Origin of the sequence: Carnobacterium sp. CP1 (assembly GCF_001483965.1) — a bacterium.
Taxonomy (GTDB): Bacteria; Bacillota; Bacilli; order Lactobacillales; family Carnobacteriaceae; genus Carnobacterium_A; species Carnobacterium_A antarcticum.
The window spans coordinates 480,172-497,017 of sequence record NZ_CP010796.1; the positions used below are offsets into that span (position 1 = coordinate 480,172).

General features: G+C 38.4%; 13 protein-coding genes. 12 read left to right on the forward strand and 1 reads right to left on the reverse strand.

All coding sequences use genetic code 11. The annotated features are described in order from the left end of the window. The first annotated feature begins 42 nt into the window (after positions 1-42). From NY10_RS02525 to NY10_RS02565, 9 genes are all read left to right on the forward strand, one after another. Positions 43-1,755 carry a proline--tRNA ligase gene (locus tag NY10_RS02525; protein WP_058918515.1) on the forward strand — a complete coding sequence of 571 codons (1,713 nt, stop codon included), beginning with the start codon at positions 43-45 and terminating at the stop codon, positions 1,753-1,755. Between the two features lie 133 nt (positions 1,756-1,888). Next, positions 1,889-6,232, forward strand: coding sequence for a PolC-type DNA polymerase III (locus tag NY10_RS02530; protein WP_058918516.1), 4,344 nt, complete (start codon positions 1,889-1,891; stop codon positions 6,230-6,232). 212 nt (positions 6,233-6,444) lie between these two features. Continuing rightward, positions 6,445-6,918 carry a ribosome maturation factor RimP gene (rimP, locus tag NY10_RS02535; protein WP_058918517.1) on the forward strand — a complete coding sequence of 158 codons (474 nt, stop codon included), beginning with the start codon at positions 6,445-6,447 and terminating at the stop codon, positions 6,916-6,918. A gap of 33 nt (positions 6,919-6,951) precedes the next feature. Beyond that, a complete protein-coding gene (nusA, locus tag NY10_RS02540) occupies positions 6,952-8,229 on the forward strand; it encodes a transcription termination factor NusA (protein ID WP_058918518.1) in 1,278 nt (425 codons plus the stop codon). Positions 8,230-8,244: 15 nt separating this feature from the next. Further along, a complete protein-coding gene (gene rnpM, locus NY10_RS02545; RefSeq protein WP_058918519.1) occupies positions 8,245-8,529 on the forward strand; it encodes an RNase P modulator RnpM in 285 nt (94 codons plus the stop codon). Then, positions 8,526-8,831: a L7Ae/L30e/S12e/Gadd45 family ribosomal protein gene (locus NY10_RS02550; protein WP_058918520.1), complete on the forward strand. Its 306-nt coding sequence runs from the start codon at positions 8,526-8,528 to the stop codon at positions 8,829-8,831. Before rnpM ends, NY10_RS02550 begins: the two co-directional genes overlap by 4 nt. A gap of 15 nt (positions 8,832-8,846) precedes the next feature. Next, a complete protein-coding gene (infB, locus tag NY10_RS02555) occupies positions 8,847-11,204 on the forward strand; it encodes a translation initiation factor IF-2 (protein ID WP_058918521.1) in 2,358 nt (785 codons plus the stop codon). A gap of 86 nt (positions 11,205-11,290) precedes the next feature. Then, positions 11,291-11,638 carry a 30S ribosome-binding factor RbfA gene (rbfA, locus tag NY10_RS02560; RefSeq protein ID WP_058918522.1) on the forward strand — a complete coding sequence of 116 codons (348 nt, stop codon included), beginning with the start codon at positions 11,291-11,293 and terminating at the stop codon, positions 11,636-11,638. Positions 11,639-11,754: 116 nt separating this feature from the next. Next, positions 11,755-12,351, forward strand: coding sequence for a hypothetical protein (locus NY10_RS02565; RefSeq protein WP_058918523.1), 597 nt, complete (start codon positions 11,755-11,757; stop codon positions 12,349-12,351). A gap of 62 nt (positions 12,352-12,413) precedes the next feature. Here the strand turns inward: NY10_RS02565 and NY10_RS02570 are convergent, their stop codons facing one another. Further along, the gene (locus NY10_RS02570) at positions 12,414-13,256 is read right to left on the reverse strand and encodes a DegV family protein (RefSeq protein WP_058918524.1); all 843 of its coding nucleotides are present in this window, start codon (positions 13,254-13,256) and stop codon (positions 12,414-12,416) included. Between the two features lie 199 nt (positions 13,257-13,455). Here NY10_RS02570 and truB point away from each other — a divergent pair, with 199 nt between their 5' ends. From truB to NY10_RS02585, 3 genes are all read left to right on the forward strand, one after another. After that, positions 13,456-14,373 carry a tRNA pseudouridine(55) synthase TruB gene (gene truB, locus NY10_RS02575; protein WP_058918525.1) on the forward strand — a complete coding sequence of 306 codons (918 nt, stop codon included), beginning with the start codon at positions 13,456-13,458 and terminating at the stop codon, positions 14,371-14,373. A 15-nt stretch (positions 14,374-14,388) separates the two neighbouring features. Further along, complete coding sequence (gene ribF / locus NY10_RS02580) at positions 14,389-15,339, forward strand: riboflavin biosynthesis protein RibF (protein ID WP_058918526.1); 951 nt, start codon at positions 14,389-14,391, stop codon at positions 15,337-15,339. Between the two features lie 266 nt (positions 15,340-15,605). Beyond that, positions 15,606-16,844: an argininosuccinate synthase gene (locus NY10_RS02585; protein WP_058918527.1), complete on the forward strand. Its 1,239-nt coding sequence runs from the start codon at positions 15,606-15,608 to the stop codon at positions 16,842-16,844. Positions 16,845-16,846 lie beyond the last annotated feature (2 nt).

Genomic DNA, 16,846 nt, shown 5'->3' on the forward strand with positions numbered 1-16,846 from the left:
AGTCGGATTCATTTGAAGATAAATAAAGGAGACAGGTTAGTTATGAAACAATCCAAATTATTTGTGCCAACGTTACGAGAGGTGCCTAATGATGCTGAAGTATTAAGCCATCAGTTATTATTGAGAGCCGGTTACATCAGACAAATTTCTAGTGGAGTATATAGTTACTTGCCATTAGCAAATCGTGTGTTAGAAAAAATAAAAACCATCATTCGAGAAGAGTTTGAAAAAATTGATGCGGTGGAAATGTTGATGCCTTCGCTCTTGCCACGGGAACTTTGGGAAGAATCCGGCCGATATGAGACCTATGGCGAAGATTTGATAAAGCTGAAAGATCGCCATGGTCGTGAGTTTCTTTTAGGACCAACGCATGAAGAAGCCTTTACAACATTGATACGCGATGAAATCAATTCATATAAACGCTTGCCTTTATCGCTGTATCAAATTCAAACAAAGTTTCGAGATGAAAAGCGTCCGCGTTCTGGATTATTGAGAACGCGCGAATTTATTATGAAAGATGCTTATTCATTCCATGATAGCTATGAGAGTTTAGATAAAACATATTTAGATTTTGAAGCAGCATACAAGCGAATTTTTGAACGGTGCGGTTTAGAATTTAGAGACATTATTGGAGACGCAGGAGCTATGGGCGGAAGCGACTCAAAAGAGTTTATGGCGATTTCAGATGCTGGCGAAGATACAATCGTTTATTCGGATGCTAGTGACTATTCAGCAAACTTAGAAATGGCTACAAGCTTTTTCATACGTAAAAAATCACATGATGTTGAAAAAGAATTAGAAAAAGTAGCCACTCCTGACAGTAAAACAGTCGAAGAAGTTGCAGCTTTCTTAAAAGCAGAAACTAGCCACGTTATGAAAAGCTTATTGTTCATTGCTGATGAGAAACCAGTATTAGTTGTTATACGTGGGGATCATGAAGTCAATGAGGTGAAATTAAAGAATTTCTTAGATGCTGATTTTCTAGAAATGGCAACAGATGAAGAATCCATTCAATACCTAGGGGTAAATTTTGGTTCCATTGGACCAGTAGGAGTAGATAAAGACATCCGAGTGTTAGGCGATTTATATGTCCAAGACATGACAAATGCAGTGGCGGGTGCAAATGAAGAAGGGTACCACTATACAAATGTTAACCCTGAACGCGATACAACGATTGAAACGTATCTAGATTTGCGTCTTGTTCAAGAAGGCGAATTATCGCCTGACGGACATGGTGTTTTGAAATTCTCTAGAGGAATTGAAATCGGGCATATCTTCAAACTAGGTACTCGTTACAGTGAAGCCATGAAAGCGACAGTGTTGGACGAAAATGGGCGTTCTACCCCAGTCATTATGGGTTCTTACGGTATCGGTGTCAGCCGTTTACTCTCAGCGATTGCAGAACAACGAGGAAATGAAAACGGCTTGAACTGGCCTCGCCAGTTAGCGCCATACGAATTGCATTTGGTACCTGTTAACATGAAGTCTGAAGACCAAGTTAACTTAGCAGAAGACTTATACGAGTCTTTACAAGAAGCTGGTTTTTCAGTTCTGATGGATGACCGTACAGAACGCGTCGGCGTAAAATTTGCGGATTCTGATTTAATGGGCTTGCCTATCCGAATTACAGTTGGGAAAAAGGCAGCTGAAGATATTGTTGAAGTGAAAATTCATAAAACAGGCGAAATGCTTGAAGTTCGTAAAGATGAAATGATTGCCACAATGAGTATTTTATTAAATTCTGAGAACAACTAGGTTTAAAAGGAAAAGGGAGTTCATACAAAGACAATTTTTGTTTTGTCTTGTCTGTGCTTCCTTTGCTTTCTTTTTACAAAGGAATAGAATTTTTTAAGAAACCGTGCTTATCTGCAATCGAAAGGAGTACCTCATGAGTTTAAATCAAGAAGAACTGTTTCAAAAATTACTGGAGCAAATAGGCTTACACCAAGAAATGAGTTACCAACCTTATTTTGAAAAAGGAAAAATACAAAAAGTGACTGTGCATAAATTATCTAAAACGTGGCATTTTCAGTTCCAATTTGAAGATATTTTACCTTTCGAAGTTTATCAAAGTTTAACGGAAAAAATCCAGTTGGCGTTTAGTTCAATTGCTTCCATTATTATTTCTATTGAAACGAACCAACCGAACATAACTATTGAAAAGTTAGAACATTATTGGCCTATGGCTGTCAAAAAAAGCGGCGTTTCTTCACCGATTTGCAACCGTCCTTTCCAAGAACAATTTCCAATGTTGGAAGGGAAAAAAATCTTGTTTTTAGTTGAAAATGAAGTCGTCAAAGGTCATTTAATCAACCAATACTTACCGCCTGTTGAAGCAGTGTACCAAACGTTTGGTTTTCCTGTTTTTAAAATAGAACCTATTATCGACGAAGCGGCACATGACCAAAAATTGGCTGAATTTAAAGCGAAAAAAGAAGAAGCCGATGCACTTTTAGGTGTACGTGCCGGAGAAAACTTGATGAAAGCGGAAGAAGAAAAGAAACGCAACAAAGAGTTAGGCTTAGAAACCATTGCTAAAGGTCCTGTTGTGTTAGGACGAAAAATTTCGGACAAAGAAGAAATCAAACAAATGGACCAAATTGTGGAAGAAGAAAGACGCGTTACCATTGAAGGGTATGTTTTTGATGTGGATATCCGTGTCTTGCGATCTGAGCGTCAAATTATGATCGTCAAAATCACTGACTACACGTCTTCTTTTTCTGTGAAAAAGTTTTCAAATTCTCCAGAAGATGAAGCGGCTTTTGCTGCCATAAAAAAAGGCATGTGGATCAGAGCTCGCGGCAGTGTTCAAGAAGACAACTTTATGCGTGATTTAGTTTTGAATGCGCAAGACATTACTGAATGTTTTCATGAAGACCGTCAAGATACTGCGCCTGAAGGAGACAAGCGTGTTGAGATGCATTTGCATAGCAACATGAGTCAAATGGACGCTACGAATAACGTCACTGATTTAGTAACTCAAGCAGCTAAGTGGGGACATCCAGCTGTAGCTATCACTGATCATGCAGGGGCACAATCTTTTCCAGATGCTTTTCATGCTGGGAAAAAACATGGGATAAAAATTTTATACGGTATTGAAGCAAATATTGTGGATGACGGTGTCCCAATTGCTTATAACGCCGAACACATTGAATTGGCCGAAGCTACTTATGTGGTTTTTGATGTAGAAACCACTGGTTTGTCAGCTGTCTATAACAAAATTATTGAGCTAGCAGCTGTTAAAATGTACAAAGGGAATATTATTGAAAAATTTGAACACTTTATAGATCCAGGGCATCCTTTATCTCAGACTACGATCAACCTGACAGGTATTACCGATGAAATGGTACGAGGATCGAAATCAGAAGAAGAAGTTTTGCAGTTGTTTAAAGAATTCGCTGATGGACACATTCTAGTTGCTCACAACGCCAGTTTCGATATGGGATTCTTAAACACCAGTAATGCGCGTTACGGTATTCCGGAAGCTGTTAATCCGGTCATTGATACATTAGAACTTTCCAGATTCTTGCATCCTCAATTAAAAAGCCACCGGTTAAATACATTGGCTAAGAGATATGGTGTCAGCTTGGAACAACATCACCGAGCTATCTTTGACTCTGAAACAACTGGGTATTTATGCTGGTTGTTTTTAAAAGAAGCGCATGAAGAACATCAAATGTTGTACCATGATCAGTTAAATGATCATATCGGCGAAGGGGATGCTTACAAGCGTGCTCGTCCTTTCCATGCAACGATCATCGCGACTACCCAAGTCGGGTTGAAAAATTTATTTAAATTGGTATCTTTGTCCATGACTCAATATTTTTACCGCAATGCTCGTATTCCACGTTCTGAATTAACAAAATTACGTGAAGGGCTAATCGTTGGTTCTGCTTGTAGTCAAGGAGAAGTTTTTGGAGCAATGATGCAAAAAGGGTATGAGGAAGCGAAGAGCAAAGCAAAGTTTTATGATTTTATTGAAGTCATGCCGAAAGAAGTTTATGCACCTTTGATTGAACAAGAATTAGTAACGACTGAAGCGGATTTAGAAGAAATCATTCAAAACATGGTGAAAATAGGCGATGAATTAGCTGTCCCGGTAGTAGCCACTGGAAACGTGCACTACTTGAATCCAGAAGACTATATTTACCGAAAAATTTTAATCAATTCACAAGGCGGAGCAAATCCGTTGAACCGTGCAGAACTGCCTCAGGTACATTTTAGAACCACTAATGAAATGCTGGAAGCATTTAACTTTTTAGGGAAAGCTGCGGCACATAAAATCGTCGTTGAAAACACACAAATGATCGCTGATCAGGTTGAGGAAATGACGCCTGTTAAAACCGATTTATATACGCCGAAAATTGAAGGTTCTGAAGAAGAAATTCGCCAATTAAGCTACAATGAGGCACATCGGTTATACGGAAATCCCTTACCAGAAATTATCGAACAACGATTAGAAAAAGAATTAACCAGTATTATTGGCAATGGTTTCTCCGTTATCTATTTGATTTCACAGAAACTAGTGCATAAAAGCGTTTCTGACGGTTATTTAGTAGGTTCCCGTGGATCAGTGGGTTCCAGTTTTGTTGCTACTATGACTGGAATTACCGAAGTTAATCCAATGCCGCCTCATTATCGCTGCCCTGAATGCAAATATTCAGAATTCTTTACAGATGGTTCAGTAGGTTCAGGATATGATTTGCCGGAAAAAGCTTGTCCTCATTGTGGTGTTCGCTTGCATAAAGACGGTCACGATATTCCTTTTGAAACGTTCTTAGGGTTTAATGGAGACAAAGTACCGGATATTGATTTAAACTTTTCAGGGGATTACCAAGCTAAGGCGCATGATTACACCAAGGTTCTTTTTGGGGATGAATATGTCTACCGTGCTGGAACGATTGGTACCGTAGCAGATCGAACTGCTTTCGGTTATGTAAAAGCTTATGAGCGAGATAAAAATTTAAGTTACCGAGCTGCAGAAATCGACCGATTGGCTAAAGGGTCAACAGGCGTTAAACGAACAACCGGACAACACCCCGGCGGTATTATTGTTATTCCAGATTACATGGACGTATATGATTTTACGCCTATCCAATTTCCAGCTGATGCACAAGATTCTGAGTGGAAGACGACTCACTTTGATTTCCACTCGATTCACGATAATGTTTTGAAATTAGATATACTAGGTCATGATGATCCTACTGTTATTCGAATGTTGCAAGATTTATCAGGTATTGATCCTTTGACGATTCCAACAGACGATCCGGAAGTGATGCGTATCTTTGGCGGAACTGAAGTATTGGGTGTAACTCCCGAACAAATCCAGTCTAAAACCGGTACATTAGGGATTCCAGAATTTGGAACTCGATTTGTACGTGGAATGTTGGAACAAACCAAACCTGATACATTTGCAGAACTGCTTCAAATATCGGGTTTGTCACATGGGACGGATGTTTGGTTAGGAAATGCCGAAGAACTGATTCGTGAAAAAAACATTCCCCTATCAGAAGTGATTGGCTGTCGTGATGATATCATGGTTTACCTCATGCACAATGGCGTCGAAGACGGTTTAGCTTTTAAAATCATGGAGTCTGTTCGTAAAGGAAAAGGCATTCCGGAAGATTGGCAAAAAGCCATGCGTGCAGAAAACGTTCCGGCATGGTACATTGATTCTTGTTTAAAAATCAAGTATATGTTTCCTAAGGCCCATGCGGCAGCCTATGTATTAATGGCTCTGCGGGTAGCGTATTATAAAGTCCATTTTCCTATCTTGTACTATGCAGCTTACTTTTCAGTGCGTGCTGCTGATTTTGATTTAGTTGCGATGTGCCAAGGAAAAGAAGCTATTAAAGTTAAGATGAAGGAAATTACTGACAAAGGATTAGATGCTTCTACGAAAGAGAAAAATGTTTTAACCGTCTTAGAGTTGGCTAACGAAATGGTTGAACGAGGATTCACATTTAAAATGATTGATTTAGACAAATCAGATGCGACAAATTTTGTGATCGAAGGCAATTCATTGATTGCTCCCTTCAGAGCGGTGCCAAGTCTGGGAGCTAACGTGGCTAAGCAGATCGTTGAAGCCAGACAAGACAAGCCGTTTCTCTCAAAAGAAGATTTAAGCAAACGAGGAAAAGTATCTAAAACCGTTATTGAATATATGAATGAGAACAATGTTTTACAAGGTATGCCAGACGAAAACCAGCTTTCGTTATTTGATTTATTCTAACCGTTAAATAACAGATGAATTAATGAGCGAAAAGAGCTTCCTTAAAGCTTCTTCTGGTTAGATAAAAAGTTTGAAATTAAGCGGATTTGTTGCTTAACTTAGGTTTTTATGTTATTCTACTAATGTATTTAGATATCCTGTAAAGAGTGAGCGGCGACGCTCACTCTTTTTCGGCAGTCAGGTATGTGTGTATCTAAAAGGAGGCGATGAAATTGAGTAGTGTGGTTGAAACGGTTACTGAAATTGTCCAACCCATCGTCAACGAATTTCAATTTGAATTAGTTGACGTAGAATTTGTTAAAGAAGGAAAAAATTGGTTTTTACGGGTGTATATTGATAAACCATCAGGAATCGATTTAGAAGATTGTGCTTTAGTTAGTGAAAAGATCAGCGAAAAAATGGATGCACTAAATCCAGATCCGATTCCGCAAGCTTACTTCCTTGAAGTATCTTCGCCGGGAGCTGAAAGGCCTCTGAAAAAAGAAGAAGATTTTGTTCAAGCCATTGGGGAATATATTCATATTTCGTTGTATGAGCCCGTTGATGGCGAAAAGATATATGAAGGTACCTTAAAACAAGTATCTGACGAAACACTGACTTTGACAGTACGTATCAAAACACGTGTAAAAGATATTGAATTTGATCGTGCAAAAATTGCAAAAGCTAGGTTAGCGATTCAATTTTAAATTAAATGGTAAGCGGACAGGAGAGAAAATGAAATGGGCAAAGAAATGTTGAATGCTCTTGACACCTTAGAACAAGAAAAAGGGATTGCAAAAGAAATCGTAATCGATGCATTAGAAGCTGCGTTAGTTTCAGCATATAAACGAAATTATGGTCAAGCCCAAAACGTTGAAGTCGAATTTGATATGAAAAAAGGGAACATGCATGTTTATTCAGTCAAAGAAGTGGTAGACGTGGTATTTGATTCTCGTTTAGAAGTCAGCATGGAAGAAGCTTTGGATATTAATAAGGCTTACGAATTAGGCGATACGATTCGTTTCGAAGTAACTCCTAAAGACTTTGGTAGAATCGCTGCACAAACAGCAAAACAAGTTATTATGCAACGCGTTCGTGAAGCTGAACGAAACATCATTTACAATGAGTTTATCACATACGAAAATGACATTATGCAAGGGATTGTTGAACGCCAAGACCATCGCTATATTTATGTAAATTTAGGTAAAATAGAAGCAGTCTTATCGAAACAAGAACAAATACCAAATGAAGTATACAAACCGCATGATCGAATCAAAGTGTATGTCACGAAAGTTGAAAATACATCTAAAGGCCCGCAAATTTTTGTAAGCCGAAGCCACCCTGATTTATTGAAACGTTTGTTTGAACAAGAAGTTCCAGAAATTTATGATGGAATCGTTGAAATCAAATCCGTTGCACGTGAAGCTGGTGACCGAGCTAAAATAGCTGTGATGTCAAGAGATGAGAATATTGATCCAGTTGGAACGTGTGTTGGACCGAAAGGGCAACGTGTGCAAGCAATCGTAAGTGAGTTAAAAGGTGAAAACATGGATATTGTTGAATGGAGCGCCGATCCAGCAACTTTTATCGCGAATGCTTTGAACCCTGCTCAAGTTGTGAACGTGACATTCAATGAAAAAGAAGGCAGCTGTGTAGTAGTAGTTCCTGATTACCAACTCTCTTTAGCAATTGGTAAACGTGGACAAAATGCTCGTTTGGCTGCAAAATTAACAGGATTTAAAATCGATATCAAATCAGAATCTGATATGGAAGCTTCGCTTGAAGCTTTAGAAGAAACTGGGCTAGAACGTACAGAAGATTATGCAGAGAGTCTTGAAGAAACAATGAGTGCTGAAGAAGCAATCGATGTTGAAAATGTTATCGAATCAATTGAAGATCAAGAAGATTTAGAATCTGACCTTAGAATTGATGATGATGTAGAAGAAGGCAACTTAGATTCGGAAGAAGCCGAAGAAATGATTGAACTAGCAGAAGATGAAAATCATGTCGAAGAATAACAAGAGGTGAGTTAGATGCAAAAACGTAAAGTGCCAATGCGCAAATGTGTTGTTTCAAATGAAATGAAACCTAAAAAAGAAATGATTCGTATTGTGAAAAACAAAGAAGGCGAAATCAGCATTGATCCAAGTGGTAAAAAACCCGGCCGCGGAGCTTATGTGTCTATCGACCCCGTCGTTGTTCAACTTGCATGGGACAAACATGTTCTTGATCGGACTTTTGAAACAACTTTAACTGATGCGTTTTATCAAGAATTGATGGATTACGTAACCCATCAGAAAGCGCGGATGAGTTTATGAATAATGACCAAAAAACATTAAACCTTTTGGGTATGGCAACGAAAGCTGGTAAACTAGTAACTGGAGAAGATTTAACTTTGAAAGAAATCAGAAAAGAACAAGCGAAGATGGTCATTGTTGCTTCTGATGCTAGTGAAAAAACGATAAAGAAAATCTCGGATAAATGTCGTCATTATCAAATTCCGATAGCTATTCACTTTACAAAATCTGAATTAAGTCAGGCTGTTGGGAAAGAACGCACGATATGTACTACGACCGATAATGGCTTTGGAAAAAAACTCCGGGAATTATTATTAAATTAACGGAAGGGTGATAACATGGCTAATTTGCGTGTGTACGAGTATGCAAAAGAACACGATGTTCCTACTAAAAAAGTTATCGAAAAAGCTAAAGAATTAGGAATACTTTACAATAGTCACATGTCTTCAATGGAAGACAAACAAGTTGCGAAGCTAAATGATATATTTGCTGCAAACACGAAAAGGAATACGAGTGCTATGAAAAAACAAGAAGAAACACAAAAAAATACAACACAAAAAGGCGGTAAGGGTATAGTAAATCAAAAGAATCAATCCAATAACCAAGCAACACCAGCGTCAAAATCTAAACCAGCAGCTAAACCAACACACAGTGCTAAGCCAACACAAAGCGCTAAACCGGCTGGCAACAAAAAAGCTGCATCAACAACTAGTCGTCCAGCAAGTACAGCCACAGATAAAACTGCTAAACAACCGGTTGTAAAACGCACGACTAACCCTGCAGAACAACGCACGACAGCAGCAGGCCCCGGCGGAAACAGACGTGGACCTTATCGTGGTTCACAAGGAACTCACGGTGGTTTTAACAAGCGTAAAAGAAAAGGCAGAAAAGGCGAAACGAAACCAGTTGCTCCACCAGTACCACGTAAGTTCAAAGAATTACCAGATGTACTGGTTTACTCAGATGGCATGACTGTAGCAGACATCTCTAAACGTATTTTCCGTGAACCGGCAGAGATCATTAAAAAGCTGTTCCTTTTAGGCGTTGTAGCTACGTTGAACCAAAGCTTGAGCAAAGAAGCAATTGAATTGCTTGCAGCTGAATACGGCATAGAAGCTGAAGAAAAAGTTGCAGTGGATGTTTCTGATTTGGATGTTTACTTTGAACAAGAACCAATCGAAGAAAATCTAGTAACACGTCCTCCTGTTGTAACGATTATGGGGCACGTTGACCATGGTAAAACAACACTTCTAGACTCATTGCGAAACACGAAAGTTAGTTTAGGAGAAGCAGGCGGAATCACACAACATATCGGTGCTTATCAAGTTGAATCTAATGGAAAAACGATTACGTTCTTAGATACACCAGGACATGCCGCGTTTACAACGATGCGTGCACGTGGTGCGGATGTAACGGACATCACTATTATTGTTGTAGCTGCAGATGATGGTGTGATGCCACAAACTGTTGAAGCAATCAACCATGCTAAAGCAGCAGAAGTTCCAATTATTGTCGCTGTTAATAAAGTTGATAAACCAACAGCTAATCCAGAACGCGTCATGCAAGAACTAACGGAGTACGGTTTAGTTCCTGAATCATGGGGTGGAGACACGATTTTTGTTGAAATTTCAGCGAAATTTGGTCAAAACTTGGATGAGCTTTTAGAAATGATTTTATTAGTTGCGGAAGTTGAAGATTTAAAAGCTGATCCTACAAGATTAGCTATCGGATCAGTAATCGAAGCTCGTTTAGATAAAAGCAAAGGGCCTATTGCTACATTGCTTGTTCAAGAAGGGACTTTACGTATCGGAGATCCGATCGTTGTCGGAAACACTTACGGACGTGTTCGTGTAATGGTCAATGAAATTGGCCGTCGTGTGAAGACGGCTGGACCTTCTGCTCCAGTAGAAATTACTGGTTTGAACAACGCCCCACAAGCAGGCGATCAATTCGTGGTATTTGAAGACGAAAAAACTGCACGTGCAGCAGGCGAATCCCGTGCTCAAAAAGCAATGGCTGATCAACGCTCTACAACAAATCGTGTAACATTAGATAACCTCTTCTCTAGTTTAGAAGAAGGAGAATTGAAAGAAGTTAATGTTATTATCAAAGCAGATGTACAAGGATCAGCTGAAGCCTTAGCTTCAAGTTTACAAAAAATTGAAGTTGAAGGTGTGCGCGTTAAGATTATCCATACAGCTGTTGGGGCAATCAATGAAAGTGATATTACTCTAGCTGCCGCAAGTAATGCTATTATCATTGGATTCAATGTCCGTCCAACACCTCAAGCTAAGGACCAAGCGGCTCAAGAAAAAATTGATATTCGTCTCCACCGTATCATCTACAATGCGATTGATGAAATTGAAACCGCAATGAAAGGTATGTTGGATCCAGAATATGAAGAACAAATTACAGGTCAAGTTGTTGTTCGTGAAACCTTTAAAGTGTCAAAAGTTGGTACAATTGCTGGTGGGTTCGTAACCGATGGTCACATCACACGTAACAGCAGTGTTCGCTTGATTCGCGATAACATCGTTATTTTTGAAGGTGAATTAGCTAGCTTGAAACGCTTTAAAGATGATGCTAAAGAAGTTAAAAAAGGCTTTGAATGTGGCTTTATGATTAAGGACTATAACGAGATTGAAGTAGACGATGTCGTTGAAGCTTATGAAATGGTTGAAATCAAACATAAATAACCACTAGGTTTCCCAAAAACGAGTGCCCAAAATAGCTGATAAAAAAGAAGCAAAACTGGGCTTAATAAAGAAAGTGAGGGGCAATCATGGCAAATTTTAGAGTTGGTCGAGTTGCACAAGAAATCCAAAAAGAAGTAAATGACATTTTGACTAAACGTGTGAAAGACCCGCGTGTGGAAAATGTGACGATTACTGAAGTTAAAGTCACGGGTGATTTGCAACAAGCGACGATTTATTACAGTATTTTATCTGAAAAAGAAAGCGACCTTGAAAATGTTCAATTAGGTCTGGACAAAGCTTCTGGTTTGATTAGAAGAGAATTAGGTCAACGCTTAACGCTTTATAAGACCCCAGAATTAAAATTTGAACGTGATGAATCTGTTTTATACGGTAGCCGTATCGATGAGTTATTACGTGATTTAAATAAAGATTAGACTTAAAAAGACAAAGTGATTTTACTCACTTTGTCTTTTTTTGTTAAGGTTACTAGGTAGAAATCAGAAAAACTGCTATACTTTAGGGGTTCATTAATGACTAGGAGGCAATCGAATTGACTTTATATTCTTATATTGGTGTGGAAAAAGTGTTACCAACACACGCTCCAGAAAATACAAATACCGTAGCACTAATTGCACGTGATACTCTAGATCCAGGAGTAACGGATGAAATGGTATTGAAATACATTCAAAACCAAACGCAAGATGAGACTATTACAATGGATCAAATTGAATTTTATGACAAAGAAGCAGAAATTGTGGGGACTTTTGAAATTCTTGAGCAAGTGCAAACAGGACCTATTTTGAAACATTTTGGTTCTTCATTTGTTTACCAGACATCCGATTTTCCTGTTTGGGAACCGATTGAAAATGATTCGGAAGTGCCAGATGGTTTTACAACAGAAAATGTGATGGAATACCTTAAAATGATGGACGATGCACGTGAAGTGAATGCTACGCAACAACAAGGGTTGATGTATATCCTAAACAATTGTTTTGAAGATACGAATAAAGTAGAGCTTTATAGTTGTTGGGATGGCGAAGAAGCAGAACGCGAACAATTTAGACGAACGGTTAAATGGGAAGCTGTTAAAAAGAATCCTTTATTATTAGAAATGCGCGAAAAAGAGTTTATTGTGATTGAAAAGTAAGGTAATAAAGATAAAAACGGTTGCCTTTCTATTTCGAAAGGCAGCCGTTTTTTACAAAAAAATTAATCCGTTAGGTAGGAAATAGCAAAAGCTTCATTTCCTGCATGTGTCATAAGAGTTGGACTTGCATAAGCTACATAAAAAACAGCATCCGGAAATTGTTCTTTAAGCTCTTTGATGGTGGCTTCAGTAAAACTGGACATTCCCACATGACTGATGCCAATTTGTTTAATTTCGGGGTAACTTTTCATTTTTTCAATAATTGCATCTACTTTGCCGCGTAAAGATTTCATTCCACGGCTTTTTGTATAAAGAGTAATCTCTTCTGGTGTGAGGCTTAAAATCAGTTTCATGTTTAAAAAATTAGAAATACGTCCCAGTGTTTGACTCATTCGGCCACCTTTGATCAAGTTTTCTAAATGAACGATTCCGACATATAAAGTAGTTTTTGATTTTACCTCTTCTAAAGTAGATACTATTTCGGACATTGCGGCACCGGTTTTAGCCATCTCAGCTGCCGCCAAAACTTGAAAGGCCATTGCCCGATCGAGAAAACCACTCTCGATAACTGTGACCTTGTCCGTCGATAGACTAGCACCTTGTACGGCTGACATATACGTTCCACTTAAGTAACCCGCCACGTGGATTGAAAGAACTTCACTTCCATCCGCGCCAAGTTCATTAAACAATTCAGTAAATTTTCCGACAGCCGGTTGAGATGTTTTTGGCAATTCAGGGCTGTTTAACATTTTCTGCAAAAATTCTGGTTTTGTTACCGTTAAATTATCGTAATAAACGACATTTTCTACCATTGCAGTAAGCGGCACGATCGTAATATTGTATTTGTCTTGTTCTTCTTTTGATAATTGAACGGTTGAATCCGTAACAATTTTTATTGGTTTCATTTTGACTCCTCCTCATTCCTCCATACCTTCTTGGTTTAGGGCTTTTACTCTTAATTCATTAGAATAAATTAGGCATTATTTTATACCTCTTATTATAAAGGAGGAAACATCGTTTTGCACAAGATTCTCTTAGGAGTTTTCGCGGTACTTTAAAATATGGTATACTGGTAAAGTTAAAAATGGAAAGTAGGGATTTTACATGGAAGGCATTCTCCCATTATGGAAAGAACGTGGCATGACGAGTCACGATTGCGTATTTAAACTTCGAAAAATATTAAAAACAAAAAAAATCGGTCATACCGGAACCTTAGACCCAGATGTAGACGGTGTCTTACCCATCTGTATCGGAAATGCTACAAAAGTTGTGGAATACATGATGGAGACTGGTAAGGGCTACATCGGTGAAATTACTTTAGGGTTTTCAACGACAACTGAAGACAGCAGCGGCGATATTGTAGAACGTGTTCAGGTGGATGAAATGCCTTTGACAACAGCGATTGATCAAGCAATGGCCGCCATGGAAGGTTCTATTACTCAAATTCCACCTATGTTTTCTGCAGTTAAAGTGAACGGGAAACGGTTGTATGAATATGCACGGGCTGGTGAAACCGTTGATCGACCAAGCAGAAAAGCCACAATCAACCGTTTTGTTCGAACCACTGAACCTGTATTAAACGAAATAGAGCATACAGTTTCTTGGCGATTTGAGGTGGATTGCGGGAAAGGGACTTATGTTCGCACCTTAGCCGTCGACTTGGGCTTGGCTCTCGGTTACCCAGCACATATGTCTGATTTAACCCGTGTCTTAAGCGGCACTTTTAAAGCCAGCGATTGTTTGACGTTAAATCAAGTTGCTGAAAAAATGGATGATCAAACCATTCAACAAGCCTTATTTCCATTAGAGTATGGACTGAAAGAACTTGCTTCGGTCAACATCGATCAACCCTTGTGGGATAAAGTTAAAAATGGAGCTGTGCTGCCTTTAGATGCTTTTGGAGAACAAATCGATTTTCCAGTGGCTGTTATGTACCAAAATCAAGCATGGAGCATTTATGATAAACACCCAACTAAGGAAAATCTTTTAAAACCGGTCAAAGGTTTACGTACATTTCAATAGAGGAGTTTTTCAATCATGGAAATTATAAAATTGCACCATCCCTATACACAAAATCAAATTCCAACAGAAGAGGTTGTCTTGGCTCTTGGCTTTTTTGACGGCGTGCACAAAGGTCATCAAGAAGTCATCAGCAGAGCGAAACAATTAGCTGCAAAAAAAAAGTATAAACTGGCTGTTATGACTTTTAATCAACACCCCTCAATTGTCTTCAAAAAAATTGCGTCGGAAGACATGCAGTATTTGTCTACTGTTGAAAAAAAAGAAGCCATGATGGCCAAACTAGGGGTAGACATTTTATATGAAGTTGATTTCACTTCTGCATTTGCAGCTTTAAAACCACAATCATTTGTAGATCAGTACATCGTAGGACTGCATGCAAAAGTAGTAGTAGCGGGTTTTGACTATACTTATGGAAAAAAAGAAGTCGCTTCGATGAAGCATTTGCCCGATTATGCTCATAACCGTTTTGAAATTGTTATCGTTGAAAAACAAACTAGTGAAGAATCAAAAATCAGTTCTACTCGAATTAGACACTGTTTAGATAATGGAAAGATAGAAGAAGCGAATGACTTGTTAGGGTACATTTATGAAACTACTGGACGCGTAGTCCATGGAGATGCACGCGGGCGGTTACTTGGATTTCCAACAGCCAATATCGAAGTAACAAGGGCTGTTCGTCTGCCGCGTGTGGGCGTATATGCCGTTCAAATATTGGTAGGCAAGCAATGGCATTTAGGTATGGCATCCATCGGTCATAATATTACGTTTGAAGCTAATCGGCCATTAACTGTTGAAGTCTATATTTTGGATTTTGAGCAAGATATTTATGGAGAAAAAGTTACGGTTTTATGGCATCATTACTTAAGAGATGAATTGAAATTTGATGATTTAACAGGTTTGATTGCTCAATTGGAGCAAGATGAAGTAGATACGCGTGATTATTTCCTAGAAGAAAATAGAAAATAGACTCATAAAAACAGTCACAATATAAACCCTTTCGTCCTTTTTTAAAAAGACAATAAGGGGTTTATTTTTTTTGAGCACATTATCTAATGAAAACAGCCGAATAATGCATGTGTAATGTATAAAATTAACTAATATTCAACAAAAAGAAGATTTTAAAGAATAAAATACACGTTTCGGAATAATTAAACACTTTAATGTTGTTTTAATCATTATGGCATGCTATTATAATGCTTATCGAAAGTTAATTAAAACAAAGAGGTGTTCAAATGGAAAAAGAAAAAGTAGTTTTAGCGTATTCAGGTGGGTTAGATACTTCTGTTGCCATTAAATGGTTGAATGAAGAAGGGTATGATGTGATTGCTTGTTGTTTAGATGTAGGGGAAGGGAAGGATTTGGCTTTTATTAAAGAAAAAGCTCTGAGCATTGGGGCCGTTTCTTCATATACGATTGATGCAAAAAAAGAATTTGCAGAAGAGTATGCTTTAATTGCTCTACAAGCTCATACTTTTTATGAAGGCATTTATCCATTGATTTCTGCTTTATCCCGTCCGTTAATTGCGAAAAAATTGGTGGAAGTAGCTCTCAAAGAAGGCGCCGCCGCGGTCGCTCATGGTTGCACCGGAAAAGGCAACGATCAAGTGCGCTTTGAAGTAGCGATTCATTCTTTAGCGCCAAACTTGAAAGTTCTTGCGCCAGTGCGTGAATGGCAATGGTCAAGAGAAGAAGAAATCAATTACGCCATTGAACATGACATACCTGTGCCAATCGATTTGGACAATCCTTTTTCCATTGATCAAAATTTATGGGGAAGATCAAACGAATGTGGCATTTTAGAAAATCCATGGATGGCGCCGCCAGAAGCAGCTTATGAGTTAACCGCTAGTTTGGAAAATACTCCAGATAGTCCAGAAATTTTAGAAATCGACTTTTTGGCTGGAAAACCTATTGCGCTAAATGGTAAACCATATTCGTTAGTAGAATTGATTGAATGTCTCAATAAAATAGCGGGAAAACATGGTATCGGAAGAATCGATCACATTGAAAACCGTTTAGTTGGAATCAAATCCCGCGAAGTTTATGAAGCACCAGGGGCTATTGTTCTGATGACGGCCCATAAAGCTTTGGAAGACCTGACTTTCGTAAAAGAAATTGGACATTTTAAGCCAGCCATTGAACAAAAATTAACCGAGATGATTTACAACGGTTTATGGTTTAATCCTTTAACAGATAGCTTGATTGCTTTCTTAAAATCTACACAACAGTACGTGAACGGTACCATTCGTTTGAAATTGTTTAAGGGCCATTCAATCGTGGAAGGAAGAAAGTCGCCTAATTCTTTATATGATGAAAATTTAGCTACTTATACTTCAGCTGACACATTTGATCAAGAAGCTTCGGTTGGTTTTATTAAATTATGGGGACTATCTACCAAAGTACATGCAGAAGTTCACAATGCAACCGCTCAGTTTGATGAAACATTAATAAAAGAAAAGAGTCTCTATTAAGC

What these genes read in the sequence shown, in the direction of transcription:
- NY10_RS02525 (WP_058918515.1), top strand. Translation starts at nt 43, where the DNA reads ATGAAACAATCCAAATTATTTGTGCCAACGTTACGAGAGGTGCCTAAT.
- NY10_RS02530 (WP_058918516.1), top strand. Translation starts at nt 1,889, where the DNA reads ATGAGTTTAAATCAAGAAGAACTGTTTCAAAAATTACTGGAGCAAATA.
- nusA (WP_058918518.1), top strand. Translation starts at nt 6,952, where the DNA reads ATGGGCAAAGAAATGTTGAATGCTCTTGACACCTTAGAACAAGAAAAA.
- rnpM (WP_058918519.1), top strand. Translation starts at nt 8,245, where the DNA reads ATGCAAAAACGTAAAGTGCCAATGCGCAAATGTGTTGTTTCAAATGAA.
- NY10_RS02550 (WP_058918520.1), top strand. Translation starts at nt 8,526, where the DNA reads ATGAATAATGACCAAAAAACATTAAACCTTTTGGGTATGGCAACGAAA.
- infB (WP_058918521.1), top strand. Translation starts at nt 8,847, where the DNA reads ATGGCTAATTTGCGTGTGTACGAGTATGCAAAAGAACACGATGTTCCT.
- rbfA (WP_058918522.1), top strand. Translation starts at nt 11,291, where the DNA reads ATGGCAAATTTTAGAGTTGGTCGAGTTGCACAAGAAATCCAAAAAGAA.
- NY10_RS02570 (WP_058918524.1), bottom strand. Translation starts at nt 13,256, where the DNA reads ATGAAACCAATAAAAATTGTTACGGATTCAACCGTTCAATTATCAAAA.
- truB (WP_058918525.1), top strand. Translation starts at nt 13,456, where the DNA reads ATGGAAGGCATTCTCCCATTATGGAAAGAACGTGGCATGACGAGTCAC.
- ribF (WP_058918526.1), top strand. Translation starts at nt 14,389, where the DNA reads ATGGAAATTATAAAATTGCACCATCCCTATACACAAAATCAAATTCCA.
- NY10_RS02585 (WP_058918527.1), top strand. Translation starts at nt 15,606, where the DNA reads ATGGAAAAAGAAAAAGTAGTTTTAGCGTATTCAGGTGGGTTAGATACT.